The organism is Rhizobium sp. N122, assembly GCF_002211295.1.
Taxonomy (GTDB): Bacteria; Pseudomonadota; Alphaproteobacteria; order Rhizobiales; family Rhizobiaceae; genus Rhizobium.
This window is the reverse complement of record NZ_LOKU01000023.1, coordinates 49,757-74,672: the sequence shown is the minus strand read 5'-3', so window position 1 is coordinate 74,672 and position 24,916 is coordinate 49,757. Positions and strand designations below refer to the sequence as shown.

24 protein-coding genes are annotated in these 24,916 nt (G+C 61.9%); 9 read left to right on the top strand and 15 right to left on the bottom strand.

Translation table 11 applies throughout. The features are described 5' to 3' along the window. Positions 1 to 21: 21 nt before the first annotated feature. Both ATY75_RS17165 and cobT read right to left on the bottom strand, forming a co-directional pair. Positions 22 to 411 carry a diacylglycerol kinase gene (locus ATY75_RS17165; RefSeq protein ID WP_088938718.1) on the bottom strand — a complete coding sequence of 130 codons (390 nt, stop codon included), beginning with the start codon at positions 409 to 411 and terminating at the stop codon, positions 22 to 24. Between the two features lie 129 nt (positions 412 to 540). Then, the gene (cobT, locus tag ATY75_RS17160; protein WP_064838845.1) at positions 541 to 1,557 is read right to left on the bottom strand and encodes a nicotinate-nucleotide--dimethylbenzimidazole phosphoribosyltransferase; all 1,017 of its coding nucleotides are present in this window, start codon (positions 1,555 to 1,557) and stop codon (positions 541 to 543) included. Between the two features lie 200 nt (positions 1,558 to 1,757). On the opposite strand from cobT, the gene ATY75_RS17155 reads away from it, so the two are divergent. The 5 genes from ATY75_RS17155 (at position 1,758) to ATY75_RS17135 (ending at position 5,136) form a co-directional block, all read left to right on the top strand. Continuing rightward, positions 1,758 to 2,540 carry an adenosylcobinamide-GDP ribazoletransferase gene (locus ATY75_RS17155; protein ID WP_088938502.1) on the top strand — a complete coding sequence of 261 codons (783 nt, stop codon included), beginning with the start codon at positions 1,758 to 1,760 and terminating at the stop codon, positions 2,538 to 2,540. Between the two features lie 18 nt (positions 2,541 to 2,558). Further along, the gene (locus ATY75_RS17150; protein ID WP_088938717.1) at positions 2,559 to 2,777 is read left to right on the top strand and encodes a DUF1289 domain-containing protein; all 219 of its coding nucleotides are present in this window, start codon (positions 2,559 to 2,561) and stop codon (positions 2,775 to 2,777) included. Then, entirely contained in the window at positions 2,774 to 3,475 is a 702-nt protein-coding gene (locus tag ATY75_RS17145) for a TIGR02281 family clan AA aspartic protease (protein WP_088938501.1), read from the top strand. Before ATY75_RS17150 ends, ATY75_RS17145 begins: the two co-directional genes overlap by 4 nt. A gap of 181 nt (positions 3,476 to 3,656) precedes the next feature. Further along, positions 3,657 to 4,094 (top strand): EamA family transporter, encoded by a 438-nt coding sequence (locus ATY75_RS17140; protein ID WP_088938500.1) that lies wholly within the window; start codon positions 3,657 to 3,659, stop codon positions 4,092 to 4,094. Positions 4,095 to 4,212: 118 nt separating this feature from the next. After that, entirely contained in the window at positions 4,213 to 5,136 is a 924-nt protein-coding gene (locus tag ATY75_RS17135) for a LysR family transcriptional regulator (protein ID WP_088938499.1), read from the top strand. Here ATY75_RS17135 and ATY75_RS17130 read toward each other — a convergent pair. The 12 genes from ATY75_RS17130 to ATY75_RS17075 form a co-directional block, all read right to left on the bottom strand. After that, positions 5,099 to 5,836 (bottom strand): SDR family oxidoreductase, encoded by a 738-nt coding sequence (locus tag ATY75_RS17130; RefSeq protein ID WP_088938498.1) that lies wholly within the window; start codon positions 5,834 to 5,836, stop codon positions 5,099 to 5,101. The two genes, ATY75_RS17135 and ATY75_RS17130, sit on opposite strands and share 38 nt — an antisense overlap. A gap of 106 nt (positions 5,837 to 5,942) precedes the next feature. Then, positions 5,943 to 6,704 carry an ABC transporter permease gene (locus tag ATY75_RS17125; protein ID WP_088938497.1) on the bottom strand — a complete coding sequence of 254 codons (762 nt, stop codon included), beginning with the start codon at positions 6,702 to 6,704 and terminating at the stop codon, positions 5,943 to 5,945. Next, on the bottom strand, positions 6,701 to 7,627 hold the full coding sequence (locus ATY75_RS17120; protein WP_088938496.1) for an ABC transporter ATP-binding protein: 927 nt from the start codon (positions 7,625 to 7,627) through the stop codon (positions 6,701 to 6,703). The genes ATY75_RS17125 and ATY75_RS17120 overlap by 4 nt, the downstream gene beginning before the upstream one ends. A gap of 433 nt (positions 7,628 to 8,060) precedes the next feature. Beyond that, the gene (locus ATY75_RS17115) at positions 8,061 to 9,674 is read right to left on the bottom strand and encodes a glycoside hydrolase family 43 protein (protein WP_088938495.1); all 1,614 of its coding nucleotides are present in this window, start codon (positions 9,672 to 9,674) and stop codon (positions 8,061 to 8,063) included. Positions 9,675 to 9,931: 257 nt separating this feature from the next. Then, positions 9,932 to 10,963: an L-glyceraldehyde 3-phosphate reductase gene (gene mgrA / locus ATY75_RS17110; protein WP_088938494.1), complete on the bottom strand. Its 1,032-nt coding sequence runs from the start codon at positions 10,961 to 10,963 to the stop codon at positions 9,932 to 9,934. 216 nt (positions 10,964 to 11,179) lie between these two features. After that, positions 11,180 to 12,313: a Gfo/Idh/MocA family oxidoreductase gene (locus ATY75_RS17105; protein WP_088938493.1), complete on the bottom strand. Its 1,134-nt coding sequence runs from the start codon at positions 12,311 to 12,313 to the stop codon at positions 11,180 to 11,182. A gap of 8 nt (positions 12,314 to 12,321) precedes the next feature. After that, on the bottom strand, positions 12,322 to 13,083 hold the full coding sequence (locus ATY75_RS17100) for a sugar phosphate isomerase/epimerase (RefSeq protein WP_088938492.1): 762 nt from the start codon (positions 13,081 to 13,083) through the stop codon (positions 12,322 to 12,324). Between the two features lie 39 nt (positions 13,084 to 13,122). Further along, positions 13,123 to 15,582: a glycoside hydrolase family 2 protein gene (locus tag ATY75_RS17095; RefSeq protein ID WP_088938491.1), complete on the bottom strand. Its 2,460-nt coding sequence runs from the start codon at positions 15,580 to 15,582 to the stop codon at positions 13,123 to 13,125. A 270-nt stretch (positions 15,583 to 15,852) separates the two neighbouring features. Next, a complete protein-coding gene (locus ATY75_RS17090) occupies positions 15,853 to 16,959 on the bottom strand; it encodes an ABC transporter ATP-binding protein (RefSeq protein WP_064838871.1) in 1,107 nt (368 codons plus the stop codon). 4 nt (positions 16,960 to 16,963) lie between these two features. Then, positions 16,964 to 17,908, bottom strand: coding sequence for a carbohydrate ABC transporter permease (locus ATY75_RS17085; RefSeq protein ID WP_088938490.1), 945 nt, complete (start codon positions 17,906 to 17,908; stop codon positions 16,964 to 16,966). Then, the gene (locus ATY75_RS17080) at positions 17,901 to 18,806 is read right to left on the bottom strand and encodes a sugar ABC transporter permease (protein WP_064838875.1); all 906 of its coding nucleotides are present in this window, start codon (positions 18,804 to 18,806) and stop codon (positions 17,901 to 17,903) included. Before ATY75_RS17080 ends, ATY75_RS17085 begins: the two co-directional genes overlap by 8 nt. A 166-nt stretch (positions 18,807 to 18,972) precedes the next feature. Next, positions 18,973 to 20,208, bottom strand: coding sequence for an ABC transporter substrate-binding protein (locus tag ATY75_RS17075; RefSeq protein WP_088938489.1), 1,236 nt, complete (start codon positions 20,206 to 20,208; stop codon positions 18,973 to 18,975). 454 nt (positions 20,209 to 20,662) lie between these two features. Here ATY75_RS17075 and ATY75_RS17070 point away from each other — a divergent pair, with 454 nt between their 5' ends. The 4 genes from ATY75_RS17070 to ATY75_RS17055 all read left to right on the top strand — a co-directional run bounded on the left by ATY75_RS17070 (position 20,663) and on the right by ATY75_RS17055 (position 24,212). Next, positions 20,663 to 21,706: a LacI family transcriptional regulator gene (locus tag ATY75_RS17070; protein ID WP_064838880.1), complete on the top strand. Its 1,044-nt coding sequence runs from the start codon at positions 20,663 to 20,665 to the stop codon at positions 21,704 to 21,706. 246 nt (positions 21,707 to 21,952) lie between these two features. Then, positions 21,953 to 22,567 (top strand): C39 family peptidase, encoded by a 615-nt coding sequence (locus ATY75_RS17065; protein WP_088938488.1) that lies wholly within the window; start codon positions 21,953 to 21,955, stop codon positions 22,565 to 22,567. A 32-nt stretch (positions 22,568 to 22,599) separates the two neighbouring features. Beyond that, positions 22,600 to 23,676, top strand: coding sequence for a D-alanine--D-alanine ligase family protein (locus ATY75_RS17060; RefSeq protein WP_088938487.1), 1,077 nt, complete (start codon positions 22,600 to 22,602; stop codon positions 23,674 to 23,676). 2 nt (positions 23,677 to 23,678) lie between these two features. After that, positions 23,679 to 24,212 (top strand): AAA family ATPase, encoded by a 534-nt coding sequence (locus ATY75_RS17055; RefSeq protein ID WP_088938486.1) that lies wholly within the window; start codon positions 23,679 to 23,681, stop codon positions 24,210 to 24,212. 31 nt (positions 24,213 to 24,243) lie between these two features. Here the strand turns inward: ATY75_RS17055 and ATY75_RS17050 are convergent, their stop codons facing one another. Continuing rightward, complete coding sequence (locus ATY75_RS17050; RefSeq protein ID WP_088938485.1) at positions 24,244 to 24,861, bottom strand: class I SAM-dependent methyltransferase; 618 nt, start codon at positions 24,859 to 24,861, stop codon at positions 24,244 to 24,246. Between the last annotated feature and the right edge of the window lie 55 nt (positions 24,862 to 24,916).

The window sequence follows — 24,916 nt, the reverse complement described above, 5'->3', positions numbered from 1 at the left end:
GTGAACGGTTTTCGGACGATATCATGCGGATCCAAAGAAGATATGTTTGCCGAGGACGAAGCCGAGATAGAGGCAGCAGGCGGCGATCATACAGCTCACCGCGAAGGAGCCGAGATCCTTGGCATGTTTACCGACGATCGAAATCTCCGGCGAAATCCGGTCGATCACCTCTTCGACGGCGGTGTTCATCGCCTCCATCGAAAACAGCCCGAGAAACAGCAGCACCGCAACGACGATCTCGCCCGCGCTCGCCCCCACCAGCGCTAAGGCCGCGATCGAAACGACTGAGAATCCGAGTTCCTGGCGGAAGGCTGCCTCTCTCAGAACGCGCAGGAAGCCTGCCCAGGAATAGCTGGCCGCGGCGATGAAGTGCCGAACTCCGGTCTCTTTCGTCACCGCAGGCTTCGTCAAGGCGCCTCTCTCCTCTTGCAGACCGGGAAAGGCTTTGCCGCCCCGCTTGATGACCGAATACGCAGATACCGAATCCATCTGGGCGGCGCAAGCGAAGCCGCGTGCCGATCGGCGGCGCCGACCGCGGCGTCAGTCTTTGTTGGTTACACCGGCCTGGGCGAAGGTCGCCATGCCGGAATGGCAGGCGGCGGCGGCCTTGACGATGCCAGCGGCGAGTGCTGCCCCTGTGCCTTCGCCGAGCCGCATGCCGAGCGCCAGAAGCGGCGTCTTGCCGAGCATCTCGATCGCGCGCAGATGTCCGGGCTCGGCGGAAACGTGGCCGATCAGGCAATGGTCGAGCGCGGAGGGATTGGCGGCTTTGAGGATCGCCGCAGCAGCAGTCGCGACATAACCGTCGATCAGCACCGGAATGCGCTCCATGCGCGCGGCAAGGATGGCGCCGGCCATTGCCGCGATCTCACGGCCGCCGAGGCGTCGCATGATCTCCAGCGGATCGTCGAGATGATCACCGTGGAGCTCGACGGCCTTTTCCACCGCCGCAACCTTGCGCTCCAGCATCTCGCCTTCCGAGCCGGTGCCGGGTCCGACCCAGTCTCGCGCCGAACCGCCGTAGAGCGCATAATTGATCGCCGCGGCAATCGTCGTATTGCCGATGCCCATTTCGCCGATGCAGAGCAGGTCGGTGCCGCCGGCAATCGCCTCCATGCCGAAGGCCATCGTCGCGGCGCAATCGCGCTCGGAAAGCGCTGCTTCCTCGGTGATGTCACCGGTGGGATAATCCAGCGCCAGATCGAACACCTTCAGCCCGAGATCGTAAGCGACGCAGATCTGGTTGATCGCAGCCCCACCGGCTGCGAAATTCTCCACCATCTGCTGCGTCACAGCCGGCGGAAAAGGCGTGATTCCCTGCCTGGTGACGCCATGATTGCCGGCGAAGATCGCCACCAGCGGCCGGTTGACGGCAGGGGTGCGGCCTGTCCAGGCGGCAAGCCAGAATGCGATTTCCTCGAGCCGCCCGAGCGCGCCCGGCGGCTTGGTCAGCTGCGCGTCGCGTTCGCGCGCGGCCACCAGCGCACGGGCATCCGGCCCCGGCAGATCGCGGAGCAGGGTACGGAAATCGTCGAACGGCAGGCCTGAAACGCTCATCTGTGCGGTTTTCCTATGAATCCGGGTATTCTTGTTTCACGCAAACCACTTGTTTGCGTCGGGCAAATCAGCTTCTTTGCGGGTCGCAACTCTCTTAAAGCGGGCCGACAGGGCGAACAACAGCAAAAGTACCGCCGCGACCATAAGCCAACGTCATAAGCCAGCGCCATAAGCCGTAACCTTGGGCAGAACGAAGCAGAATGAAGATCAAGGACCATGCGGTCGATACCGCCCGCGCCGTCGCCTTTCTCAGCCGCATTCCCATGCCGCAATCGCTGTTCAAAGCCTATGACGGCAGGCTCGGCCGGCTCGTGCGCGCCTTTCCCTTCGCCGGCATCGTCATCGGCCTGGTCCCTGCGCTCGCCCTGCTCCTTCTTCTGGGGCTGCGTGCCGATCCGCTGATGGCTGCCCTGATCGCGCTTTCCATCCAGGTCGTCGTCACCGGCGCGCTACACGAGGATGGCCTCGCCGATACCGCCGACGGCATCGGCGGCGGCAAGAGCCGCGAGCAGAGCCTCGTCATTATGAAGGACAGCCGAATCGGCACTTACGGCGCGATCGTGCTGATCCTCTCCTTCGCGATCCGCGCGGCAGCACTTGCCGCCATCGCCCGCCACGCCGCGCCGCTCACGTCAGCCTTTGCCATTCCCGCCGTCGCAGCGCTCAGCCGCGGCGCCATCGCCTGGCACTGGCAGCGGCTGCCTCCGGCCAAGGCCGATGGCGTCGCCGCCTCGACCGGCCAGCCGGATGAAGCGGCGATGCAATTTGCCCTCGCCTCGGCCGGCCTCGTCGCAGCGCTTCTGATCTGGCCGGCCTTCGGTCTGCGGCCGCTGGTCGCAAGCCTGCTTGCCACCGGCATCGCTGCCCTTGCCTTTACCGCTTTCATCCGCCGCAAGCTTGCCGGCCACACCGGCGACACGCTGGGCGCGACACAGCAAATTTGCGAGATCGCCACGCTTTGCGCCCTTGCCACGGCTCTTTGAAACTCCGATATGTCCTTCATGCAAACACCCTGCATTCACGTCTGCTCCCTGGTTTCCGCCACCGGATTTTGCGCCGGATGCGGCCGGACTCTTCAGGAAATCGGCAACTGGGTGAGCTATTCCGACACCGAGCGGAGCCGGATCATGGCGCTGCTGCCGGCAAGGCTTGCAGGCGCCGCCGCGGTATCGAACCACATCGAAACAGGGCTCGCCAGCGGGCCGGAGCGGCCTTTATGATCCGTTTGACCGTGTTCCTCCTCGTGATCGGCATCGGTCTTGCCGTGCTGATCGTCAATAATGACAGCAGCCGGATCCTCGGCCTGCAGAGTGATGACTTCGTCCGCGTCGTCTATCTGCTGCCGATTGCGCTGATGCTGTCGGCCGGCATCTGGGCGAGCCAACGCAACCTCGGCGAAACGATGCGCCACATGATGATCTGGTTGGTGATCATCCTGGCGCTCGTCACCGTCTATCTCTATCGCCAGGAAGCGCTCGGCGTCGGCAACCGGCTGCTCGCCGGCCTCGTTCCCGGTCGCGCCGTCGTCCTCACCACAAGCGAAGGTGGCCAGGAGATCATCCTGCACAAGTTGCTGAACGGCCATTTCGAAGCCGATGTCGCCGTCAACGGCCAGACGATCGAGATGCTCGTCGATACCGGCGCCAGCATGGTGGCGCTGTCGCACGAAGATGCCGAGCGGATCGGCATCGACCTTTCCCGCCTCAGCTATTCCATGACCGTCATGACCGCCAACGGTCGCGGCCGCGCAGCGCCCGTGACGCTCGACCAAGTGGCGATCGGCCCGATCGTCCGCAACAATGTCGCAGCCAGCGTCGCCGAGGATGGCCGGCTCGACCAGAGCCTGCTCGGCATGAGCTTCCTGGAAACGCTGGGCTCGCTGCAGATGCAGACCGACGAGCTGCGCATGCGCGACTGAGTCGCAGAGCTCGCGATTCGCTGTCGCCGCGGCTTTACGGCGGCGGTCACTTCTGTCACTTTCAGGCGCAACAACAAGACCACAAAGAGCAAAAAGAAACTCCTAGTCTGGTGGCCCGCAGGCTCGACCGGCCTTCGCGTGAGGCGAAGGCTTGACCTATGGGTGCGACAGGAGTTTCACGATGAATTCACTCTGGCCGATCGTCATCGGCGGCATTCTGCCCGCCATTTTCTGGGGCATCACCGCCATCTTCCAGAAGCAGAGCGCCACATCAGCCACCGGCTCCGCCGTCTATCTGATCGCCTTCGGCGCCGCCTGTGCGCTCACCGGCCTGATCGCCGCGCTGATCTGGCGCCCGGCGCCCTGGACCGTCGCGGGCCTTGGTCTTGCCGCCACGGCGGGCGCCTGCTTCGCAATCGGCACCGGCCTCATCAGCTTCGCGCTTTTCGCTTACGGCGTCCCTGTCTCGAAACTCGCGCCGATCTGGAGTTGCAACGTGCTGGTGACACTGGCAATCGCTGCCCTCCTTCTCGGCGAAACGTCCGGGCTCAACCTGATCAAGCTCGCCGCAGGCACCCTCCTCATTTTGTCGGGCGCCTTGCTGGTCAGCAGCGCCTGAGGGGAAATGACAGCGTAAGACAGACGGACCCGTCGTCCAAAATGCTCCTGCGTTGCAGCAGGTTCCGCTTTATTGATATCCTTATCAAGGCGCGCCTGCGCGCCCATCGGAGCTCGAGATGAATCCACGACAATTGAAGACATTCCTTGCGGTGATCCGGCATAAAAATCTCACCCGCGCCGCCGCCGAGGTCAACCTCGCCCAATCGAGCCTCAGCGACCAGATACAGGCGCTGGAGGAAGAACTTGGCGTGGAACTCTTCCTCCGCTCCCGCCAGGGTGCCGTTCCGACGCCGGCAGGTGCGACGCTAAAGGCCTATGCGGAGGAGATCCTGGCGATGAATGACGAGGCAAGGGCCGCCGTCTGTGCTGCAGCCGGCAATGCCGAACAATCTGTCATACTGGGCGCGCTCGAAACCATCGGCGCTGAAAGGCTGGCGCCCTGGCTCGCCCTTTTCGGTGGGCAGAACCCCGGCCTGGCTCTCAAACTCAAGGTTGGCGGCAGTGGCGAATTACATGCGCAATTGCAGCATGGCTCGATCGACGTCGCCTTCACCTTCGATCGCGGCCAGCGGGACGAGCGCTTCGCGACGCGCCGCATCTGCGGCGAACCGCTGGTATTGATCGCAGGCCGCGTGTCGCAGGCCTCTTCGTTTGAAAGCCTCGCAGCGATGAGCACGGCGCCCTTCGTCGCAACCGAACCCGGCTGCGTCTATCGCCACTTGTTTGATGCCGCCTTTGCCGAAGCGGGCGTGACTGCGCCACCGATTGCCACAGAGGCCGACAGTATCGCGACGATCATCCGGCTCGTGGCATCAGGCGCCGGGTACGGCCTAGTCCCGCGTTTGGCCGTCGATGCATCCGCTGCGCGTGGCGATGTCGTCGAACTGCCCTGGCCCGGGCAACCGCCGGCCGCCTCATTAGTGATGATGTGGCGACGTCGGCGCGTCCAGCCGCCGGCGCTCACGCTCCTCCTGCAATCGGCAAGCGAACACCTTTCGCCGATCACACCAGCCGATGCCCGCCTTCGACATGCAGGATAGTGCCCGTGGTGAAGCCGTTGCCGATCAGAAAACGGATCGCATCGGCTATATCCTCAGGCCAGCCGACACGCCCGGCAGGCAGGCGCTGCGCCATCGCATCAAGCGTCGCCTGCTTGGCGTCACCGGCAACGGAACTCCAGATCGGCGTATCCACCCAGCCCGGCGACACGGCATTGATACGGAGCGGCGCCAGTTCGACGGCAAGCGCCCTGACCAGGCCTTCGAGCGCCGCATTGACGGCGGCGACCACAGACCCACGCGCCGCCGGCCTGTAGGCCGCTATACCTGACGTAAAGGTGATTGATCCTGACGGCGGCAGATGGGTGGCGCCATATTTCGCCAGCAGCAGCGGCCCATAGAACTTGCTCTCGACCACGCGTTGCGCTGCCGCAAGCTCGATCGACGGCAGCAACTGATAGGCGCCTTCAATATCAGCGGCCGTGCTGACGATATGGTCGACCGGTCCGCTATCGCGAAACAGTGCCGCGACCTCCTCCTCCCGCGATATATCGACAGCGCAGGTGCCGAGTTTGGGATGGTCGCCGAGGTGGCGGCAAGCCGCCGCAAGCCTCTCTGTACTGCGCCCCGCGATCGTCACCGAGGCGCCCTCATCGAGCACGCACCTGGCAAGCGCCAATCCCATGGCGGAACTGCCGCCGACGATCAACACCTTCGCACCTTCGATCACGATTTCAGTCATCTCGCATCTCCATTTGAATGAGAGAGCAGATGCCCCAGACCGCAGCGGAAGAAAAACGGGAGAAATCGATGGCATCATCGGATTATCCGATGATGCCATTCAAGCGTCAGTTACGCAGCCGGTAGCCGGTTCTGAAGATCCAGCCGAGCGTGCCCAGGCAGATCGCCAGGAACACCGTGATCATCGCCAGGCTCACCGCCGGGTTGACGTCGGCGATCCCGTAGAAACTCCAGCGGAAGCCGCTGACGAGATAAAGCACCGGATTGAAATGGCTGACTGCCTGCCAGAAGGGCGGCAGCATGCTGATGGAATAGAAGCTGCCGCCAAGGAAGGTCAGCGGCGGCACGACCAGCATGGGAATGAGGTTAAGCTGTTCGAAATTGCCGGCCCAGATGCCGATCATGAAGCCGAACAGGCTGAAAGTGATCGCCGTCAGCAGGAAGAAGAGGATCATCATGAACGGATGCTCGATCCGGACATCGACGAAGAGATTAGCAGTGAGCAGGATGATGAAGCCGATGATCATCCCCTTGGTCGCCGCCGCCCCGACATAACCGAGCAGAATTTCGGTCATCGCCACCGGCGCCGACAGCACCTCATAGATCGTGCCGGTGAATTTCGGGAAGTAGATGCCGAAGGAGCCGTTGCTGATGCACTGGCCGAGCAGCGTCAGCATGATCAGGCCCGGCGTGATGAAGGCGCCGTAGGACACCCCCTCCACCTCCTGGATGCGTGATCCCACAGCGGCACCGAAGACGATGAAATAGAGCGAGGTCGAGATAACAGGCGAAATGACGCTCTGCAGCAATGTGCGGCGCGTGCGCGCCATCTCGAAGAAATAGATCGATTTGATCGCCTCGACGTTCATTTGCCTGCTCCTACCAGCGCCACGAAGATGTCTTCCAGCGAACTCTGCCGCGTCGAGAGATCCTTGAAATGGATATTGTTTTCGCCCAGCCGGGTCAGCAGCGCCGCAATGCTTTCCTGCTCGTTGTCGGCGTCGAAATCGTAAGTCAGCCGGCTGCCGCCGGATTCCAGCGTCAGTCCGTTGCCGGCGAAGCAATCCGGAAGCCGTTCGAGCGGTTCGGTGAGATCGAGGATGAGTTGTTTGCGGCCGAGCTTGGCCATCAGCGCCGCCTTGTCCTCGACGAGCAGCAATTGCCCGCCATTGATCACGCCGACGCGGTCGGCGATTTCCTCGGCCTCCTCGATATAATGGGTGGTCAGGATAATGGTGACGCCCGACGCCCGCAGTTCCTGAACGACATTCCACATGTCCTTGCGCAGCGTCACGTCGACACCGGCTGTGGGTTCATCGAGGAAAAGAATATCCGGCTCGTGGGAGAGCGCCTTGGCGATCAGCACCCGCCGTTTCATGCCGCCCGAAAGCTGGCGCAGCATATTGTCCTTCTTGTCCCAGAGAGAAAGCGCCCGCAGAACCTTCTCGATATGGGCTGGATTGGCCTTCTTGCCGTGCAGCCCGCGCGAAAAGCTCACCGTATTGAACACCGTCTCGAACTGATCGGTGGTCAGTTCCTGCGGCACTAGCCCGATCATTCCGCGGGTGGCGCGAAAATCCTTCACCACGTCGTGGCCGGCGACCAAAACCTGGCCGCCGCTCGGATTGGCGATGCCGCAAATGATCGAGATCAGCGTCGTCTTGCCCGCGCCGTTCGGCCCGAGCAGCGCCAGGATCTCGCCCTTTTCGACATTGAGGTTGATGCCTTTCAGGGCCTCGAACCCATTGGCGTAGGTCTTGGTGAGATTCTGAACGGAAATGATGGGGGCCATGCGGTACTCTTGCAAATTCTTAAGTGTTACTTCGGCCCGCTATATAATGCCTTCATGACGCTTTGACATCCTTGGGAACGTGAACACAGCATTCACGCCCCGCCAACACCGTCGGCCATCGGCGCAGACTGTTCGGCCGCGAGAAAGAAAGGCCGCGGCCGATTTCGGATGTCATCATCCGGTGATCTTCGTGCCCCATAACAGAGCCGAGGCCAGCACCGGCATCCGCCCCGCCGCCTACCTCTTTGCGGAGTCGTCTCCGGGTGTTCTCGTTGCACCCCTTTTCCGCTGCCTCGGCATGTAGTGAAAGTTATTGTTCAGTCACGAAGTGCTTGGAACCGGCCCGCATCCCCTGTTCAGCCGCGTTCGTCTTAGCCGGCCTTGCGCCGGCTTTCTTTTTGTGGGGAATAGACGGTGGCCGCCCGAAGCACCCTCACAACTCCTCATAATTAAACCAATCGAAATCCGCGACCTTCCCCCGCCCCGACGTATCGAAGGCAAACATGCCGGCGAAGGCGCCGGTGAAGGAACCGTGTTCGCCGCGGCCGCCCTCGTCGGAAATCATGCCGGCGTCGAGGATCGGGCCGATCGGCTGCCAGGCGCCCTTGCCTTCGGTCTGCCAGAAGAATTGCAGATCGTTCTCGCGAATTTCCATGGCGAGTTGGACACGGTCCTCGGCTGGGATGGCAACCCCGCTTTCGGCGGGAAAGCTGAGGCGTCCGTTCGGATAATCGCCGTTGCAGGAGAGGATGGTCACGCAGCGGCCGAGTGTTTCGTGCAGCGTCACGGCAATGGCGTGGAACTTGTGTCGGTTGTAATAGTGCGTCAGCCCCGCGACCTGCTGATAGGTGTCGGGCGTGAACGCGATCACGGTTTCGGCACGGAAGCTGTGATGCTCCTGGCGGCGGGCGACCAGCGACTGCTCGAACCAGGAACCGATGCTTTCGCGCCCGATCAGCCTGAGATGGCCCGGACGATCCGTCAGGCTGAAGATGCGCTCGGGCTCGGGCGTGCGCAGCCATTGGAAATCGGCCGGCAAGACGCCGCCATCGAAGCTGTATTCGCTGCGCATCGGCTTTTCCACCGGCGCAGCACCAAAGAGACCCGGCACATCGACGTCAGGCACGCTGGTGCCGTTTTCGAGATAGAGCCAGTCATCGTCGCGCCAGACGCATTTCTGCAGGCTCGTCTCTCGCCCAAGCGTGCAACGCCGTTTCGGCGGCAGCGGCCGGCCGCAGAGATGGGTGTGATAGGCCTCACCGTCCGGCGTCTCGACATATTGGCCGTGCCCTGCCCGCTGCAGCACTGCGCCCGGATGATCCTTCGAGGTGATGAGATGCATGTTCGGGTGCATCTCGTAAGGCCCGTCGATGCGGCGCGCGCGCGCCATGGTGACGGCGTGGTCGTAGCCGGTGCCGCCCTCGGCGGTCGTCAGATAATACCAGCCATTGCGCCTGAAGAGATGCGGGCCTTCGACGAGGCCGAGCGGGCTGCCGGCGAAAATGTTCTTGATCGGGCCTTTCAGCGCCTTGGTCGCCGGGTCCCATTCCTGCAACAGGATGCCGTCGAAGGCCGGCGATTTCGGCGAGCCACCATAACTTTCGGTGCGGTGATTCCACTGCATGTTGACGAACCACTTGCGGCCGTCATCGTCGTGAAAGAGCGAGGGATCGAAACCGGAGGAATTGACATAGACGGGATCGGACCATTCGGCCTCGATCGAGGGCGCGGTGACGATGTAATTCGGCGCATCCTTGAAGCTGCCGTCGAAGCGCTTGACGTCGGTATAGACCAGCCAAAACTGCCCGTCTGCATAGGAAAGACACGGCGCCCAGATGCCGCAGCTGTCTGGGTTGCCGCGCATGTCGAGCTGCGATCGGCGTTCCAGCGGCCGGCGCACCAGCGTCCAGTTCACCAGATCGCGGGAATGGTGGATCTGCACGCCCGGATACCATTCGAAGGTCGAGGTGGCGATATAATAGTCCGCGCCGACGCGGCAGATCGACGGGTCGGGGTTGAACCCGGGCAGGATGGGATTGCGGATCATGATGCGGCCTCCTCCGAGGTTATTGTTGTGGTACGTACGTCAGATAGATGCGATTTCCTCGCCTCCCCGCCCTCATTCCTATGCTTGTCACAGGAATCCAGCGCCGCGCGTCTGCGCGGAAAAAGAGTCTTTTCAACCCAAGGACTAGGGCTGGCTGGATCTCTGTGACATCCCTCAGGCAAGCCCTGAGGTCACAGAGATGAGGGAGGATGTGGCAACCGACTGCTCGAACCAGAGCTTAAACTGCCTCGATCTCCCTATTCCCGCTCCGCCGACTTCGCCCAGAGATTGATATCCGCCTCGCGGGCGTAGACGTCGATCTCGGCAAGCTCCTCGGCCGTGAACGCAAGATTATCCAGCGCCTTGACGCAATCGACGATCTGCGACGAGCGGCTGGCGCCGATCAGTGCCGAGGTCACGCGTCCGCCGCGCAGCACCCAGGCGATCGCCATCTGCGCCAGCGTCTGGCCGCGCGTTTCGGCGATGTCGTTGAGCTTCCTGATATTGTCGATGATCGAAGGACGGATGAAGTCGCGCTTCAGGAAGTGGTTTTGCGCCGCGCGGCTGTCGTCAGGGATACCGCCGAGATATTTCGTCGTCAGCATGCCCTGGGCAAGCGGCGAGAACACGATCGAACCCATGCCGACCTCGTCGAGCGTATCGAGCAGCCTGTCGTCCTCGACCCAGCGATTGAGCATCGAATAGCTCGGCTGGTGGATCAGGCAGGGCGTACCCAGATCCTTAAGGATGGCGGCGGCTTCGCGGCTACGCTGCGAATTGTAGGAGGAAATACCGACATAAAGCGCCCGGCCGGAGCGGACGATATGGTCGAGCGCGCCGCAGGTTTCTTCGAGAGGCGTATCGGGGTCGAAACGGTGGGAATAGAAGATGTCGACATAATCGAGGCCCATGCGCTTCAGGCTCTGGTCGCAGGAAGCGATCAGATACTTGCGGCTGCCCCACTCGCCATAGGGCCCCGGCCACATATCGTAGCCGGCCTTGGAGGATATGATCAGCTCGTCGCGAAGCCCGGAAAATTCTGTCCGCAGGATCTCGCCGAAGGCGGTCTCGGCGCTGCCGGGCGGCGGGCCGTAATTGTTGGCGAGATCGAAATGGGTGATGCCGAGATCGAAGGCCGTGCGGCACATGTCGATCTTGCGGTCATGCGGCGTGTCGCCGCCGAAATTGTGCCACAGGCCGAGGGAGACGGCCGGCAACTTCAGGCCGGAACGGCCGACGCGGTTATATTTCATCTTCGAATAGCGGTCTGCGGCCGGTTGCCAGCTCATTTGGAAGTCTCCTGAACCTGTCTAAAATTGCTTCCTTTTCGTATCCGTCCTGAGCGGCGGCCGAAAGCTAAAAACATCTGCACCTTCCAACGTCTTCATCCTCGGGCTTGTCCGAGGATCTACTGACAGCGCTGCAGATCCTCGGGACAAGCCCGAGGGATGACGGAAGCGTGGGAGTGCGCGCCGGGCAGAAGCGCACCGACGCGCGCGCTCACCTTACTTCAACAGTGCCTGCGCCTCCTCGATGCCAAGCGCGGCCGGCTGGGTGCAGGTCGTGGTCAGGTCGATAAAACGCCCCTCCTCGCCCGATTTCAGGATCGAGGTCATGACGTCGACACCGTGCAGCGTGCGGTCGAGCGAGCAGCGTGCGTCGCGGCCTTCGATCAGCGCCATCGCCATGTCGGCAAGGCCGGCGGTGCGGTAGTTGGCGCGCGCTCCGTTCGGGTTTTCCTGATTGATCTTGCCGAATGGATGCTCCCAGTCGTCGAGCGGCTTGATGTCCTTGTCGCGGCCGCTTGCCTCGACGACACCGCCGAAGAAGTTCGGGTCCGGCACGTAGAGCGAGCCATCGGTGCCGTAGAGCTCCATATTGGCATGACGATGCGACCACACGTCCCAGCTCGCTGACAGCGTCACGGTGGCGCCTGAGACGAATTCGAGCAGCGCCTGGATCGTCGTCGGTGTCTTCACAGGGATGATCTCGCCGTTGCGCGGCTCGCTGGTGATGGTGCGCGTCGGCGACGCCATCGAGGTCATGGCGCCGACGCGTTTGACCGGGCCGATCAGGTTGATCAGGTTGGCGATGTAATAAGGGCCGAGATCGAGGATCGGGCCGCCGCCCGGCAGGAAGAAGAAATCCGGGTTCGGATGCCACATCTCCATGCCTGGGCTCATCACGTAGCAGGCACCTGAGGTCACCCGGCCGATGCCGCCATCGTCGATGAACTTGCGGGCAAGCTGATGCGCGCCGCCGAGGAAAGTGTCCGGCGCGCAGCCGACGGCCAGATTCTTCTCCTTGGCGATGCGGCGAAGTTCCTCGCCTTCTTCGAGCGAAAGCACCAGCGGCTTTTCGGAATAGACGTGTTTTCCGGCCTCGAGGATCGACTTCGATACGCGGAAATGCGCATCCGGGATCGTCAGGTTGACGACGACGTCGATCTCGTCATTGGCGAGAAGCGCGTCGATCGTCTGTGCCTTCACGTCATATTCCTTGGCGCGCGCCTCGGCGGCCTGGACGTTGATATCGGCGCAGGCCAGCACTTTCAGCCCTTTGAAGAGCGGTGCGAGCGAGAAATAGGTGGTGGAGATGTTGCCGCATCCGATGATGCCGACGCCAAGTTCCCTGGTCATGATGTACCTCAATAAGTCTTGAAGGATGCGATCGAACGGCTGATGTTGCGGTCGATATCTTTGGGATTGTCATGTTCGACGACGAAGTGCTTGGCCTTGGTGCCGCGAAGCGCCGTTATCAGCTTGGCCCATTCGACCTTGCCATGGCCGACATCGGCCCAGCCGTCTTCATCCGTCGCTTCGCCGGCCGGCGCGATGTCCTTGACATGCACGGCAGTAATGCGCGGTCCAAGCTTTTCGACCCAGGCGAAGGGATCGGCGCCGCCGCGAATGACCCAGGCGATATCGGCTTCCCAGGAAATATCAGGCGCGCCTTCGAAGATGCGCTCGATCGGCAGCGAGCCGTCGGCCAGCTTGACGAATTCGAAATCATGGTTGTGCCAGCCGAATTCGTAGCCGGCTTCCTTGTAAGGCTTGCTCATCTCCTGCAGCCGCTTGCCGAAGGCGGTCCAACCGGCGGCGTCCGAGGGGCGCTGTTCAGCCGCCAGATGCGGTGCATAAATCGAGTCCATGCCGAGAATCTTGGCAATATTCAGCGACTTCTGCACGTCCTTTTCCAGGAAATCCGGGCTGAAATGGCCGGTCGCCATCACCAGGCCGTTCTTGTCGAGCTCGGCGCGAAGGCTCTTCAGGCCGGCATCGTCGAGATCGGCGTAAATGCCGCCAAAGCCTTCGACTTCCGCATAGCCTGCCTTGCCGAGCTTTTCGAAAATCACAGAATAGGGCTGGAAGTTGCGCGCGCTGTAGAGCTGGTAGCTAAGTTTCGTCATCATGTTCTCCTTGGGCCTCGTGCCCACGCTTGGGAAAGATCAATCCGCCGATTGGCAGGAATGCAGGTCGTAGATCCGGAAGTCCGGCAGCTTGCCGCGTTCGAGCTGATGTGCCGGGGTGAAGGTGACGCGGCGGCTCTCGCCGGCCGCGAGATCGAAGGCGTTGTCGGAATATTTGCCGTCCGTCTCGCTCTCGATCATCACGAAGAGCGCAAGTCCCTTCGCGGTGACGTTGATGTCGACGGCGCCGCTCGCCTCGACATATTCATGGGTGACCGTCAGCGTCGCGGGCTCGAGCTCCAGCGTCTTGTAAGTGCCGTTGACATGATGCCCCTCTCCACCCATGCCGTTCGACGCAGTGAAACGCCACGCAAGCAGCGTTCCCTCGCCGATCTCGGCAACGTCGATGGTCGCAGCCGTCACCGCCGCATCCGGCGAGCAGACTGCCTGCACGTCTTTCAGATGCCTCCGCTCGCCCGTCATGCTCAGCAACGAGATCGAAAGATCGACGCTGACATCCGCAAGCATGTCATTGACCAGCGAGAAGCGGATCGTCTTGCCGTCCTCGGAAGGAATGGCGGCGACCGCCACCGGCTGGAAGAAGCGCTTGACGAGATAATGCATCGCCTTCCAGCGGCCGCCATAGTCGAGGCTCGACCAGGAGGCGACGGGCCAGGTGTCGTTTAGCTGCCAGTAGATCGTGCCCATGCAATGCGGTTTCAGCGACCGCCAATATTCCACCGCCGTCTTGATCGCCAGCCCCTGCTGGATCTGCGAGAGATAGACGAAGTTCGGGAAATCCTTGGGGAAGCGGAAATAGCGGAACATCGTGCCTGCGATGCGCTCGTTGCCGCCGGCATTCTTCTGATGCAGCTCCATCACCGGAGAAGCGACGTTCATGTCCTTTTCCTCGGCATAGGTCTTGATGACGGGCAGCGAGGTATAGGACTGGAAACCGAATTCCGAGCAGAAGCGCGGACGCACCGAGCGGTAATTGTCGAACGATTTGTTCTCGTGCCAGACCGACCAGTAATGCATGTCGCCGGAGCCGTCGGCATGCCAGGCATCGCCGAAATCGAGATAGCCGGAGGCCGGGCTCGACGGCCACCAGAGCGCGCCGGGCAGTGCTTTCTTCACCGCCTGCTCGATCGTTCGGTTGAGCCGGTCGTAGGAGACGAGGTAGCGGTCACGATCCTTCCTCGATTCCTCGAACCAGGTCAGCGCGCCCACAAGTTCGTTGTCGCCGCACCAGAGCGCGATCGATGGATGCGAAGAGAGACGGCGCACCTGATAGTCGACCTCGATCGCCACGTTCTCGAGAAAGTCTTCGGTCGAAGGATAGAGGTTGCAGGCGAACATGAAGTCCTGCCAGACCATCAGGCCCAGCCGGTCGCAGAGATCGTAGAAATGATCCTGTTCATAGAAACCGCCGCCCCAGACGCGGATCATGTTCATGTTGGCGACTTTCGCCGATTGCAGGAGATCCTCGGTCTTTTCGGGCGACGATAGTGAAAACAGCGCGTCGGCCGGAATCCAGTTGGCGCCCCGGCAGAAGATCTCGCGGCCGTTGACCTTGAAGGCAAAGCGGCTGCCGGCGGCGTCCGGCGTGGTGATCAGTTCGATGGTGCGAAGGCCGATCTGCTTCGTCGCCACCTCGTCGGCCAGTTCGACGGAGAGCGCATAAAGCGCCTGCTCACCGCTGCCGGACGGCCACCAGAGGCGCGGCTTGTCGATATGGAAGAGGTGATTGACCGTCGTCTCGCCCTTGACGCCAACGTCGAGGCGCACGCGCTCGCCGTCGAGATCGAAATAGACCTGGGCGATGCCGGCATGCTTGGCAAACAGACTGGCCGTCACCGTGAGATCGACAGAGCCGTCATTGTTGTGGGTCTGGCGGGTGACGACATGCTCGATACGCGCCGTCTCGAGCTTCTGCAGCGCAATCGTGCCGTAGAGGCCGAACGGCGCAATTGCGATGTTCCAGTCCCAGCCGAAATGGCATTGCGGCTTGCGCAGCATGTTGCCGTCCGGAATGGGAGAATTGCCGGTGCTGTACGGAATATAGAAGGGCTGCTGCTTCTGCCGCTCGGCGCCAACGGCGGGGTTGGAGGCGAAGACGACGCGGATGATGTTGTCGCCGGATTTCAGCATGCTCGAAACATCAGGCCGATAGCGGCGGAAGCTGTTATCGGCTTCAAGCGCCAGGAAGCCGTTGACGTAAACGCTGGCGACCGTGTCGAGATAATCGACATCGAGATACCAATCGCCCTCGACCTCCTGCAGCGCGAAGCTACGCTCGACCGCCCATTCGCGCTGGGCGACCCACTGCACCTTCTCCTCGTTGCGGCCGAAATAGGGATCGGGGATCAAGCTTGCGCGGTGGAGCGCCGTATGCACGTCGCCCGGTAGCATGATCGCCGTGCGAATTTCACCGTCGATGGAGCTTAGTTGCCACGAACCGGAAAGGTCGATCCTGGAGGGAGGCTGTTGTTGCGTCACGATTTCATTCCGATTTTGAAAATGTGGTCTTGAAGGAAGGGCAAATGTCACCGTTCGGTGACCTTCACTAGTCGTTCGTCGGAGACGTTTCGTTTTTCTCCTCATCCGCCCACTCCGCTCTGCGTCATCCTCGGGCTTGACCCGAGGATCTACATCGCATCCAACTGCGGCAGCGAGCATGGATCCTCGGGTCAAGCCCGAGGATGACGGAGGGCGGGGTTGGTCTTTTCGTCAAACTCGCCTGGCTAGCGGCTCATCTACAGAATCTCCCTAAAGCCGCAGCTCGCTCTCGGCATCGAATACCGAAGCTAGCGTCATGTCGAAGCTCAGCTTCACCTTCGCTCCGACATTGAAGCGGCGCGCGCCGTTGACGCGGACCGACATCGTGTGGCCGGCATGTTTCAGCCACAGGAGATTGTCTGCACCCATCGGCTCCTCGATATCGACGGTCGCGTCATGTTCCTCGCCGCCGGCGTTCTCGTTGACCTTGATGTGCTCCGGGCGAACGCCGAGCACCACCTTGCGGCCGGGCTGGAGCGCCTCGTCGGCGTCGTAGGCAGCGAGCGAGAAAATGACGCCGTTGGCGGAAAAGGCAATGCCGTCGCCGGATTTGACCAACTCGCCGCGCAGGAAATTCATCGACGGCGAGCCGATGAAGCCGGCAACGAAGAGATTGCGCGGCCGATTGTAGATCGTCGTCGGATCGTCGAGCTGCTGGATGATGCCGCTCTTCATGATGGCGATGCGGTCGGCCAGCGTCAGCGCCTCGATCTGGTCGTGGGTGACATAGATCATCGTGTTCTTCAGCGATTGGTGCAGGCGCTTGATCTCGACGCGCAGCTCAGAGCGCAGCTTGGCATCGAGGTTGGACAGCGGCTCGTCGAACAGGAACACATCGACATCGCGCACCAGTGCCCGGCCGATCGCCACGCGCTGGCGCTGGCCGCCGGAAAGCTCCGCCGGCTTGCGCTTCAATAGCGGCTGGATCTGCAGGATTTCGGAGGCACGCGCCACCCGCTTGTCGATCTCGGCCTGCGGCACCTTGGCGACGCGAAGGCCGAAGGAGAGGTTCTTCTCGACGGTCATCTGCGGATAGAGCGCATAGGACTGGAACACCATGCCGATGCCGCGGTCCTTCGGTTCCTCCCAGGTGACGTTCTTGCCCTTGATGAAGATCTGCCCTTCCGAGGCGTCGAGCAGGCCGGCAATGCAGTTCAGCAAGGTCGACTTGCCGCAGCCGGATGAGCCGAGCAGCACCAGGAATTCGCCGTCGTTGATGTCGAGGTTCAGATCCTTCAATACGCTGACCGCGCCGAAGTTCAGCGACAGATCCTTGATGGAAACACTTGAATTGGAGACACTCGAATTCATGTTCATGTGATCAACCCTTCACTGCGCCGGCGGCGATGCCGCGGACGAAAAGCCGTCCCGACACGAAATAGACGATCAGCGGCACGAGACCCGTCAGGATCGTTGCCGCCATGTTGACGTTGTATTCCTTCACCCCCTGGACGGAATTGACGATGTTGTTGAGTTGCACGGTCATCGGATAGGTATCCGGCCGGGTAAAGACGACGCCGAACAGGAAGTCGTTCCAGATGCCGGTCACCTGCAGGATCATCGCGACGACGAAGATTGGCAGCGACATCGGCAGCATGATCTTCAGGAAAATCTGCCAGAATCCCGCCCCGTCGACGCGCGCAGCCTTGAACAGCTCTTCCGGCAGCGAGACGAAGTAGTTGCGGAAGAGCAGTGTCAGAATCGGCATGCCGAAGATCGAATGGACGATGACGAGACCGGTCAGCGTGCCGTAAATGCCGATTTCGCGCAGGATGATGACGATCGGATAGATCATCACCTGATAGGGAATGAACGCCCCGATGATCAGGATCGAGAAGAAGAGCTCCGATCCCTTGAAGCGCCAGTTCGCCAGCGCGTAGCCGTTCACCGAGGCGATGGCGATCGAGATGATAACCGACGGCACCGTGATGCGCACCGAATTCCAGAAGCCGCGCGACAGGCCATCGCAGTTGAGGCCGGTGCAGGCTTCGGCCCAGGCTTTCACCCAAGGCTCGAAAGTGATCTCCATCGGCGGCGAGAAGATGTTGCCGAGACGAATTTCCGGCATGCCCTTCAGTGAGGTCACAACCATCACATAGAGCGGCAGCAGATAGTAGAGCGCGGCGACGGTCAGCGTTCCGTAGAGGATGATGTTGCGCGATGACAGCGCCGGGCGCGGCTTCGGGCCGCTGGGGCCGTCGCCGAGCCTCGGCGCGACGGCGTCGATACCGGCGGCAGTGGTGTTGAGAGTTCCGATATTAGCCACGTTTGCGCCCTCCTCCGAATTCCAGATAGGCCCACGGAACGATGATGATCGCGACCGTGACGAGCATCATTGTCGAGGCGGCAAAGCCCTGCCCCAGATTCTGCGCCTGGAACATGTAGTCGTATACATATTTCGCCGGCACTTCCGACGAGATGCCGGGACCGCCCGATGTCTGCGCCACGACCAGATCGTAGACCTTGACGATGCCGGAGGCGATGATGACGATCGTGGTGATGAACACCGGCCGCATCATCGGAATGACGATGAGGAGATAGGTCTTCCACATCGGGATGCCATCGACGCGCGCCGCTTTCCAGATGTCCTCGTCGATGCCGCGCAGGCCGGCAAGCATCAGGCACATGACGAGGCCCGTTCCCTGCCAGAGCGCGGCGATCAGAATGCCGTAGATAACGATTTCAGGCGTATAGAGCGGATTGAAGGTGAAGCTCGTCCAACCCATCGAACGCACGACCGACTGAATGCCGAAATCCGGGTTCAGAACCCATTGCCATACGAGGCCCGTCACGATGAAGGACAGCGCGAAGGGATAGAGGAAGATGGTGCGGAAGGTGTTTTCGAAACGAATCTTTTGGTCCATCAGCGCGGCGAGCAAAAAACCGATGACTAGGCTGAAGATCAGCGAGAGTATGCCGTACAGAGCCAGATTCTCGATCGCCGTCACCCAGCGGGGTGCCGCCCACAGGCGCTCGTACTGGTCGAAGCCGACGAAGCTCAACCGAGGAAGGAGCTTGGAATTGGTGAAGGAATAAAAGACCGTCCAGAACGTGCCGCCGACAAAAATCACCAGCGCCGTCAGGATCATCGGTATGGAGGCAATCTTGGCGTTCAGATTGCGCAGTAACTTGATTGGCCGGCCTGCTTGCGCTTGACCCGTCATGAACTCTTCTCCTCAAATCGCAGCCGCGACCGTGACAGAGCGGATTTGCCGTCTGCCATCCCTGCCCGGCTTGCCGGGATGTCGGAGAGACGCCGCCGCCCGAACATTTGTCCGGGTACGATCCGGCACTTGCGGAGCCGGATCGTCAAGGCAGCGTATCTATCGATCAGTCAGCCGAAGCGATGATCCCGGCGAAGCGCTTCTGAGCGTCTTCCGGCGTCATCGACGGGTTGGCGAAGAATTCGGAGAAGAGGTCTTCCTTCTGCTTCTGGCTATCGGCCGAAAGCAGCTGGTCGGTGCCCTGGATCACGTTGCCCTTCGCCAGGATATCGAGACCCTTCTTCATGCAATCGTTGGCGGCGGCGAGATCGACATCGCCGCGAACCGGCAGAGAGCCCTTCTTCAGGTTGAAGGCAACCTGGGTCTTGGGATCGAGCAGGGTCTTGGCAAGGACGGCCTGTGCCTTGGACTTTTCCTCGTCCTTCAGGAGCGGGAAGTAGAAGGCGTCGCCGCCGGTCGAGATGATCTCGTTCACGCCGAGGCCCGGCAGGCAGGTGTAGTCGGTACCGGCTTTCTGACCGGCAAGCGCGAACTCGCCCTGCGCCCAGTCACCCATGATCTGGCCGCCGGCCTTGCCGGTGATGACGAGGTTGGTGGCCTGGTTCCAGTCCTGAACGTTGCTGCCCTTGGACATGCGGCGGGCATCGTCGGCAGCCTTGAAGACCTTGGCGATTTCAGGACCGGCAGCAACTTCCGCGTCCTTATCCTTGAACACCTTGTTGAAGACGTCCTTGCCGGCGACGGCGACCATCAGCACGTCGAAAGCACCCGTTGCCTGCCACGGCTGGCCGCCGACGGCGAGCGGAATGATGCCGGCCTTTTCCAGAGCCGGAGCGGCAGCGACGAACTCGTCCCAGTTCTTCGGAACCTCGACCCCGGCCTTCTTGAAGGCGGCGTTCGAAAGCCACAACCACTGCCAGGAGTGGATATTGACAGGCGCGCAGTAGATCTTGCCGTCGATGGTGCAGGAATCGAGCAGGCTCGCCGGACGGATGATATCCTTCCAGTGCTCGGCAGTCGCCACATCGGTCAGGTCGCGCATCAGCCCGGCCTGGACGAGCTCCTCGGCCTGGCGGCCATGGTTGAACTGGGTGGCGCCCATCGGGTCGCCGCCGGTGATGCGGCTGATCATGATCGGACGGGCAGTACCGCCGGAGCCGGCGATGGCGCCGTCGACCCAGTGATTGCCGGTGGCGTCGAATGCCTTGGCCAGCTCGGCGACAGCAGCCGATTCGCCGCCTGAGGTCCACCAATGCGTGACTTCGAGATCGGTGGCATTGGCGGAGCCGAACGGAAGCGCGACCGACGCGGCAAGCAGGGCCGCCATAATACGGATTTTCATGAGTTTTCCTCCCTCACTGAAACGTTGCCGGAAAAACTTAGTTCAATCGATTTCAGCGCGCAACCGTCCGCCTGCAAATTTTTCCCCAAGAACAGGAAATGCTACCTATGCCTGCTTCAAACTGGATTGTAACTTCTTTTAAGCCGGCATTTAGCCACAGCATCTCGCAGGCGCACTGCCGCACCAGGCATGTGAAATTAAAAGCAAATTTTCGCTAAGACGTTTTCTCTGGCACATTATCCTTTTCGCATATGCAGAAAAACGCGGAATAAATCATGAATTCAACCTCTGCGTACAATGCTGCAATGCACTCAACACAAAGCACTCGACATTTCTACTGTATCGTTACAGATTGCGCTCCTTAGGGAGGCGCGATTTTGGCAGGCGGCGGGCTTACGGCGTCTGAAAAAGCCTCTATAAGCGACACCAATTCGCGCGAGGCAGGCCTACAGGGATGGAAAACAAGGGAAATTTCGGGCAAGCGGCATCGGCGCCGGCAGCGCGCGAGCGCCCGACGTTGAAGACGATCGCCTTCATGACCGGTCTCGGCGTGACCACGGTGTCTCGCGCGCTGAAGGATGCGCCCGATATCGGGGCTGAAACCAAGGAGCGGGTGCGCATGGTCGCCCGCCAGCTCGGTTACCAGCCGAACAGGGCGGGTGTGCGTCTGCGCACCGGCAAGACCAACGTCATCGCCCTCGTCCTCAGCATCGACGAGGAGATCATGGGCTTCTCCAGCCAGATGGTCTTCGGCATCTCCGAAGTGCTGTCCGGCACGCCCTATCATATCGTCGTTACGCCGCATTCCCACAGCAAGGATCCGATGCTGCCGGTGCGCTATATCCTCGATACCGGCTCGGCCGACGGCGTCATCATCTCGCGCATCGAGCCGGACGATCCGCGCGTGCGGCTGCTGACCGAGCGCGGCATGCCCTTCGCGACCCATGGGCGCACCGATGCGGGTCTGACCCACCCCTTCCACGATTTCAACAATGAAGCCTTCGCCCACCAGGCGGTGGAACGGCTGGTCAAGCGCGGCCGACGGCGCATCGCCCTGCTGCAGCCGCCGAGCAAGCTCACCTATTACACACATATCCGCATCGGCTTCCAGACCGGCCTGCATGACTACGGCGCAGAAGAAGTGCCGCTGCGTATCAACAGCGATGCGCCGCTCGCCGATATCCGCGACGTCGTCGAGGTGATGATGCGCTCGGAAAACGCCCCTGACGGCATCGTCTGTTCCGCCGGCAGCGCGGCAATCGCCGTCAATGCCGGCATCGAGGCCGCCGGCAAGGCGCTCGGCCGCGATCTCGACATGGTGTCCAAGCAATCGGTGCCGATCCTCAACTGGATCCGTCCCGAGATCATCACCGTCCAGGAAGACGTGCGCCAGGCCGGCCGAGAAATGGCCAAAGCCGTCATCGCCCGCATCGACGGCGTCGAACCGGAACTGCTGCAGAGCATCAGTCAGCCGATCTGGCCGGAAAACGGCAGGTAGGCGGGACGCGCGGCGCCGCTCCTTGCCTCCATCAAACGCCGGAACACCGCCCGCCTCATCCTTCGAGCCTGCATGGCAATGCTAGTCTCTCCTCCATCATTCCTGTGACGAGCTCAGCTCCTTGTTCGGACGATCGGTTGGCCGCGGTCTCCTGAAGAAAAATGAACCCTGCGCGCAAGCGGGCATTGGCTCGAAAAAGCCAAGATTGCCCGCCATCTCACAACCAGCGACGGGGAGATCAACAGAATGCGGCAGAGCGGCGTGCCCTATTTCAGCCAATGGGAAACACCCGGCATGACGCTGCCGGTGCTTGCCGAGGGATCGCAGGCCCTGCTCGGCGATCCGCTCTGGCGCCATTCCGGCGCCGCGACGATCGAGGAATATGCGCGCTGGGCAGGCAATGTCTGCGGCATGGCCTGCTTGAAGATGATCCTTGCCGCCCGCGGTGAGATCCATCCGACCCTCGAGCTTGCCCGCGCCTGCACTGCCTATGGCGGTTATGTCGTCAACGAGATCGATGCCTCGATCAAGGGGCTGATCTACGCACCCTTCGTCCGCTTCGCCGCCGACCGATTCGCGCTTGGTGCGGAGACGATGACAGGAGTCGAGACATCGGCCATTCCGGAGCTTCTATCGAGGCGACGCTTCTTCATCGCCTCGGTGCATTCGGGCATCCGCTGGCCGGAGCGCGAGCCACCGTCCAAGGGCGGACATCTGGTGCTGGTGACGGCAGCAAGCGACGAGACGATCCGCTTCCACAACCCGTCCGGCCATGACGAGGCAAGCCAGGCTGATGTGACGCTGCCGCTTGCCGTCTTCGACCGCTTCTTCGCCAATCGCGGCATATCTGTCGACGCCTGACCTTTTCAACACCAGATCGCTCGGAGGCTTGCATGACCCCTTCCCCAAACAGGCTGCGCATCGCCGTGCTCTTCGGCGGCCGCTCGGCCGAGCATGAGGTTTCCATCCTTTCGGCAACCAATGTCATGGGCGCGCTCAAGCCTGAAAGATATGACGCCATCCCGGTTTTCATCACCCGCGAAGGACAATGGCTGCTGAGCAGTTTCGCGGGCAGCGTACTGGCGACACCGTCATCAGGAGTCCAAATCTGCCTCGTGCCGGGCGGACGGGGCCGGATGCTGGCGATCCCGGCCCATGGCGCGGCCCATGAATTGCCGGGGATCGACATCCTGTTTCCCGTGCTGCACGGTCTGCATGGCGAAGACGGATCGGTGCAGGGTCTGGCGGAGGTGGCGCGCGTGCCGCTCGCCGGCTGCGGCATCCTCGGTTCGGCCGCGGCACTCGACAAGGACATCGCCAAGCGCCTGCTCCGGGCGGCGGGACTGCCGGTGGCGCGCTCCGTGACGGTGCGCGAAGATGCGGCCCCCTCGCTGGCAGCTCTCGAAAACGAGCTTGGGCTGCCGCTCTTCATCAAGCCGGCGCGGCAGGGATCGTCGGTCGGCGTCGCCAAGGTCCATGCCAGCCAGGAATTCGCGCCCGCCCTTGCCGAGGCCTTCCGCCATGATCGCATACTGCTCGCCGAGGAATTCGTTGCCGGCCGCGAGATCGAATTCAGCGTGCTGGAGGATACGGCAGGCGAGCTCTTCGTCTCCCGGCCGGGCGAGATCGTGCCGGCCGAAAGCCATGGCTTCTACAGCTATGATGCAAAATATATCGACGAGAAGGGCGCGGCGCTGAAAGTCCCGGCCGAACTGCCTGGGGAGGTCGAGGCGGCCATGCGCGACATGGCCGCGAGAGCTTTCCGGGCGGTCGGCTGCGACGGCATGGCCCGCGTCGACTTTTTCCTGACGGATGACATGCGGTTTCTCGTCAACGAGATCAACACCATTCCCGGCTTTACCGATATCAGCATGTATTCCAAGGCGATGGCCGCAAGCGGCGTCAGCTATGCCGAGATCATCGATAGGCTCGTCGATCACGGCCTGGCGCGCGCCCGCCGGGCTGTCTGAGCATGAACAGGTCGGTCCTGATTTCAGGCTGTTCCGGCGGCGGAAAATCGACGCTGCTGGCAGAACTCGGCCGTCGCGGTTATGCGATCGTCGAAGAACCGGGCCGGCGGATCGTCAGGCAGGAACTCGAAAGCGATGGTGCAGCCCTGCCCTGGATCGATATGGCGGCCTTCGCCCGCCGCGCCATCGAGATGGCGACGGCCGATCACGCGGCCACGCGCGGGCGGACCGGCTGGACGTTTTTCGACCGAGGGCTGATCGATGCCGCAGCAGCACTTCAGCATCTCACCGGAGAATCGGTCCTGGAAAGATTGAGCGCCCTCCCCCGTTATAACAGCAGCGTTTTCCTCACCCCGCCATGGCCGGAAATCTATGTTGCCGACCCTGAGCGGCGCCATGGCTTCGACGAGGCGGTCGCCGAATACGATCGGCTTGCCGCAACCTGTCCGGCGCTCGGCTACGACGTCGTCATGCTGCCGAAAACCGCGGTCGCCGACCGGGCGGATTTCATCCTCGATCGCCTGGAAGTGACGTAGCCGCCTCGCGGCTGCTTTTTCAAGGGAAACCTCAGCGCCTGCGGAAGACGCACCACTGAAACGACTGCCGGCCGCCGCCGGGCGTCGTATGCTCCTCGCGCCAGTCGCGCTGAAGCGCGAAGGCAGCGGAGAATTCACGCGCAAGGGCGGCCGCGTCGTAACGTTCGACCGGCAAGCCGCTGCACCGCTCCGGCCCGTCCGGTGCGAAAGTAGCGATGATCACGACGCTGCCCGACGCCGTTCCGGTTTCGAGCGCGCGGCGATAGGCCAGCCGCTGCTCGGGCTCGGTGAGGAAGTGAAAGACGGCGCGATCGTGCCACACATCGTACTGGCGCCCCGGTCTCCACATGGTGACATCATCAATCACCCAGGCGACGCGGGCGGCCTCGTCCCCAAGCCGCGCCTTGGTAACATCGAGCGCCGGCGCGGCAATGTCGAGAACGGTGAGATCGGACCACCCGCGCTCGACTAGACGATCGACAAGGCTCGATGCGCCGCCGCCGACATCGATCAGCGAAGCCGTGACCGGCAGTTGCAGCGCGTCAAGCGCCCGCAGGGAAGGCTCGGGCGTCGGCTGATACCAGCTGACGCTGTCGGCAGCTTTCGTGCGGTAGACCGTGTCCCAATGCTCCCGCTTCGCGTCCGTCATCCGGCATCCCCATTTTTGCAGCGCCCGATCCTGACCGATCAGCGTAAGGACTGAG